This is a genomic window from Streptococcus sp. A12, from assembly GCF_905372335.1.
GTDB lineage: Bacteria > Bacillota > Bacilli > Lactobacillales > Streptococcaceae > Streptococcus.
Map to the genome: position 1 here is coordinate 1 of NZ_CAJPOU010000081.1, position 4,865 is coordinate 4,865.

The following is a 4,865-nucleotide window of genomic DNA, read 5'->3' on the forward strand; positions in this document are numbered from 1 at the left end:
GGTTTTCAGCTTTTTTGGCATGAGGACCCAGAAGAGGAACAGTTGGCTAACTACCTTTACGACCTAGAGGCCAAGCTTCGCAATGAGCAGATCATCGACTTCATTCGGGCGGTGAGTCCTGCTATTTATCGGATTTTTATGCGCTTGATTGAGTTGCAGATTTCTGATATTTCGGACTACATTCACAACTCCAAAGAGTCCAGCTATGACCATTGGAAGTTTGACAAGATCCGATCATCTGACAATCCAGCCTTGCAACAATTCCATAGTGAGAGTGCGGTCAATTCGTCCAGTTTAACGGAGTTGATCTTACTCTTGGACTTGTCAGATTCCACCAAGGATGCGGCCAAGCAACTGCGGGAGTTGGAGAAATCTGTCCGCAATCCTCTAGCTCACTTGATCAAACCTTTTGATGAAGAAGAACTCCACCGGACGACTGGTTTCTCTTCCCAGCATTTTATGGAGCTCTTGGTCAGCTTGGCTCAGGAGACGGGGATTGTTTACCAGCGAGAACCTTTTTACTTCGACCAGGCCAATGCTAGTATCGAGGCTCTTTTGTAAGGAGGAAGACATGGATAAATTGAAAGAATTGCAAGACATCATTGATCAGAGTCAACGGATTGTCTTTTTCGGTGGGGCAGGCGTCTCAACAGAGTCCAATATTCCAGATTTCAGGAGCTCAGATGGGGTCTATAGTGTCACCTTGGGTCGGCATTTTACGGCTGAGCAACTGGTCTCTCATACCATGTTTGAGCGTTATCCAGAGGACTTTTTCGACTTTTACAAGAAGTACCTGCTCTATCCAGATGCCAAGCCCAATGCAGCCCATCACTATCTGGCTTGGCTGGAAGAAACTGGTAAGCTCAAGGCAGTTGTGACGCAAAATATTGACAGTCTCCACGAGATGGCGGGGTCTAAAAAAGTCTTGAAACTCCATGGTAGTGCCGACTGTAATTACTGTACGGGCTGCCAGCGCTTTTATGATTTAGAGGCTTTTCTAGCTTTGGAAGGGACTGTTCCACACTGTCTCGATTGTGGTAAGGTGGTTAAACCGTATGTGACCCTCTACGAGGAACCTCTAGATATGGACGTCTTTAGCCAAGCAGCCAAAGCCATCCAAGAGGCTGATCTACTGATTATCGGTGGTACCTCCCTCGTCGTCTACCCAGCAGCCAGCCTGATCCAGTATTTCCAAGGGGAGAAGCTGGTCGTCATCAATAAGACCAGTATCCCACAGGACAAGCAAGCAGACCTGGTCATCGAAAGGAAGATTGGCCAAGTATTTTCGAAATTAAGACAATAAAAGAACACCTGAAGGAAGTAGAGGTTTACTTCTTTCAGGTGTTTTTATTGTGCTTGTGTAGCTAGTTAGTTCCTATTTATCAAATTGGACTTCCTCAAGTAAGTATTCGATAAATTTTTCACCCATCTTAGAGAGGCTAGCTTTTTCGTGTTGGATGTAGACCAGCTCGATTGGGTCATCGATATCTAGCGGGATGGAAACGATATTGTCTCCATTGAGGTTGCTATTAAGGATACCGGTCGCAATGGTGTAGCCATCTAGACCAATTAAGAGATTGAAGAGGGTAGCACGGTCGCTGACTACGATAGATTTCTTGTGATGCTCTTGGGAGAGGATCTCTTCAGAAAAGTAGAAGGAGTTGTGGGTCCCTTGGTCATAGCTGAGATAAGGAAAGTCTTCTAAATCTTCTAATTTCACCACCTCTTTGTTAGCTAGAGGGTTAGTTTTGCTGACGAAGATATGAGGTTGGGCAGTGAAGAGATGGGTCGCCTTGAGGTGGCTATCATCCAACATTTTGGAGAGGACATCCCGGTTGTACCCATTGAGGAAGAGGACACCGATCTCACTACGGAAGTTCTTGACGTCATCGATGATTTCCCAGGTTCTGGTCTCCCGTAGGAAGAGTTCATATTTCTCCATGTCGCTTTTCTTGAGGAGAGAGACGAAGGCTTCGACTACGAAGGCATAGTGCTGGGAGGATACGCTAAAGAGCTCCCGATTGGCTACTGGGTTTTTATAGCGTTCTTCTAAGAGTTGGGTCTGCTCCACGACTTGTCGTGCATAAGAAAGGAACTCCATCCCATCCTTAGTCAGAGTGATACCCTTGGGATTACGGATGAAGATATCAATACCCATTTCTTTTTCCAAGTCCCGCACAGCATTGGACAAACTTGGCTGGGTGATGAAGAGTTGCTTTGACGCCTCATTCATAGAGCCTGTTTCGACGATTTTGATAATGTAATGTAATTGTTGGATTCTCATGCTTATATTTTAACATACTTTTGACAGAAAATCCCAGCTAGTATCAGTCTCTAGAAGGATTTTTCCCTATAAAACAGGTTTAGAATTGAAGGATTGATTGTAGCTTGATAAAATGAGGGAAATGATGGAGGAGATGTAATGAAGAAAATCGTTTTCTGGTACAAAAAATGGAATCAGGAACTGGAGACTAAATTTTTAGCCAGTTTAGTAAAGATAAACTTTATGACCAATTTACTGATCTTTCTTGGTTTGTACGTCTTTCTAATTCTAGGGAGCTTACCAGGAAATATCCAATCTTTAGGTTTCTGGAATGCTATTTTTGGAGTCGCAATATACAGTGCTACAATTCTTGTTCATGCTCTAGGGGTTAGTTATTTTGTTCCCAATATCTTTGTGATTCTGTATGCTATATCTCGCTGGTCTACGATACAGGCCCAGACCTTGGATAAGGAACTGGTCGGTGTCTATGATGAGAGAGAAGAGGAGAAAATTAAACGAAGGGTCAACAATCGCAAGTACTTTGTGATCCTTTGGATAGGAGTCTTTGGCTGTATCCTAGAATCCTTCGTCATCTATCTGGTAAAGGATTTGACAGATTATGATTGGACTCATCAGCTCATCAATGAGCAGAAGCATACCATGATTTGGTCGGAGGCTCTCCCGACGATTCTTACTTTGGCACTGATTTCCTTCCTAGCTCTGGTCATCTATTCTTACCGAGATGCCAATTCCTTATCTCCACTTTTAAATATCTTTTGTATTAGTGGGATATTGATGGGATTGGTATTGTTAGGGGTGTTTGACATCCAGTTGCAAGTCATCGGTTGTCACACGGTTTTCTTATTGGTTTATTCTATTAGCCTCCTGAGAACTAGGATGAAGGAGTGGGAGGGTGAGTCTGATCCCATTAGGGCCTATGACAATCCAATTCTCCAGCGCTTTCACCTAATCCTCCACCAATCTAAACACTGGCCTTGGTTGGCAGTCGTCTTTGTCCTCCCCTTGTTAGCGGTATTGGTCATGCTCCTCATGCTCTTTGGTCAGCGTGCTGATAGCTTGGTCAAGGCCTGGACCAATACGGCTGATTGGACCTTCTCAGAAAAGATCCCTCCACAGAATCTCATCATGGATGAGCACTATCTCTGTACAGTTGCGGCTGGTGGCCATGAAAAAGTTGTCAAGCCTCAACGGATGGGAGTCCGGCACGGTCATCCTGTTGTGGTGAATCGCCAGCTCTGTATTGCCAATGCCTTTGAGCAGGTCTTAGAAGAAAAGACGCCACGTTTCCATCGTTTCCTACGTCGTAATTATAATCGCTATGGCTACCCCTTTGCCAAACATATCAAGAAGAAATGGGCCATGGATGTCATTTACTATCTGATGAAGCCCCTGGAATGGATCTTCTTGTTGGTTCTCTACTTGGTCGATCGCAAGCCTGAAAATCGCATCGCTTTACAGTATATCCCACCGGTACCAGAAGGGTTTTCTCCTGAGACAGATGGAAAATGAGCGGAGCCATCGGGCTTCTACTTGACAAGCGACATGGAGCGCGATATAATGAGATAAATTTAACCTTTAAGGGGTCCAGAGAGGCCTGCAAGGAAAGACAGAAAAAAGATCAGCGGACCGAGTCTAGCTGATCATTTGTAGGACCTTGCTTTTGCGAGGTCTTTTTTGCTGGAAGAAAGAAGAGGAAACCAATGGTCAGTGACAGCTGTAAAAAACGGTTTGGAAAAATCATGATGGAAGACATGGAGTTAATCGCTCAAGAAGAGATTGCGTCACGGATTTTTTCAATGGTCTTGAAGGGGGAAATGGTGGAGCAGATGTTGCCGGGGCAGTTTCTCCATATCCGAGTACCGGATGACTCTAAGCTCCTCCGTCGTCCTATTTCTATCTCTGAGATAGATCCAGACAGCCAGACCTGTCGCCTCATCTATCGGGTAGAAGGGGGAGGGACAGCCATCTTTTCTCAGCTGCCTGTCGGTAGCTTCCTCAGTGTCATGGGCCCTCAAGGAAACGGCTTTGACCTAAAAGGTCTTGGTCAAGGGGCGCGTGCCTTGATCATTGGTGGCGGGATTGGTGTTCCTCCTTTGGTCCAAGTGGCTAAACAGCTACATGAGCAGGGAGTAGAAGTCCATTCTGTTCTTGGATTTGCCAATAAAGAAGCGGTTATCCTCGAAGAAGAATTGAAGCAGTACGGCCAAGTAACCATTACAACAGACGATGGTTCTTATGGTACCAAGGGCTATGTTTCTACGGTCATTGATCAGATGGACCAGGAGTTTGATGCTATCTATTCTTGTGGAGCACCTGGCATGCTCAAATATGTCAATACCAAATTCCATGACCATCCCCGCGCCTATATTTCCATGGAATCGCGTATGGCCTGTGGGATGGGGGCTTGCTATGCCTGTGTGGTGCATTTAGAAAATGAGAGCCAAGCAGCCAATAAGCGCGTGTGTGAAGACGGTCCAGTCTTTGAAACTGGTACGATTGTGATGTAGGGAGGAAAGTATGACAAGTAATCGATTAGCTGTATCCTTACCAGGATTAGACTTGAAAAATCCCATTATTCCGG

General features: G+C 45.2%; 5 protein-coding genes. 4 read left to right on the forward strand and 1 reads right to left on the reverse strand.

All coding sequences use genetic code 11. The features are described from left to right. Both QZ158_RS07745 and QZ158_RS07750 read left to right on the forward strand, forming a co-directional pair. On the forward strand, positions 1 to 561 hold a 561-nt coding region (locus QZ158_RS07745), incomplete at its 5' end, for a hypothetical protein (protein WP_293887354.1). A 10-nt stretch (positions 562 to 571) separates the two neighbouring features. Continuing rightward, positions 572 to 1,303 carry an NAD-dependent protein deacylase gene (locus tag QZ158_RS07750; RefSeq protein WP_293887356.1) on the forward strand — a complete coding sequence of 244 codons (732 nt, stop codon included), beginning with the start codon at positions 572 to 574 and terminating at the stop codon, positions 1,301 to 1,303. A 72-nt stretch (positions 1,304 to 1,375) separates the two neighbouring features. On the opposite strand, the gene QZ158_RS07755 is transcribed toward QZ158_RS07750, so the two are convergent. Further along, positions 1,376 to 2,284 (reverse strand): LysR family transcriptional regulator, encoded by a 909-nt coding sequence (locus tag QZ158_RS07755; RefSeq protein ID WP_048689847.1) that lies wholly within the window; start codon positions 2,282 to 2,284, stop codon positions 1,376 to 1,378. A 138-nt stretch (positions 2,285 to 2,422) separates the two neighbouring features. Here QZ158_RS07755 and QZ158_RS07760 point away from each other — a divergent pair, with 138 nt between their 5' ends. Together QZ158_RS07760 and QZ158_RS07765 are read left to right on the forward strand one after the other, a co-directional pair. Beyond that, entirely contained in the window at positions 2,423 to 3,793 is a 1,371-nt protein-coding gene (locus tag QZ158_RS07760; protein ID WP_293887358.1) for a DUF6688 family protein, read from the forward strand. Between the two features lie 191 nt (positions 3,794 to 3,984). After that, positions 3,985 to 4,791 carry a dihydroorotate dehydrogenase electron transfer subunit gene (locus QZ158_RS07765; RefSeq protein WP_293887360.1) on the forward strand — a complete coding sequence of 269 codons (807 nt, stop codon included), beginning with the start codon at positions 3,985 to 3,987 and terminating at the stop codon, positions 4,789 to 4,791. Positions 4,792 to 4,865: the final 74 nt, after the last annotated feature.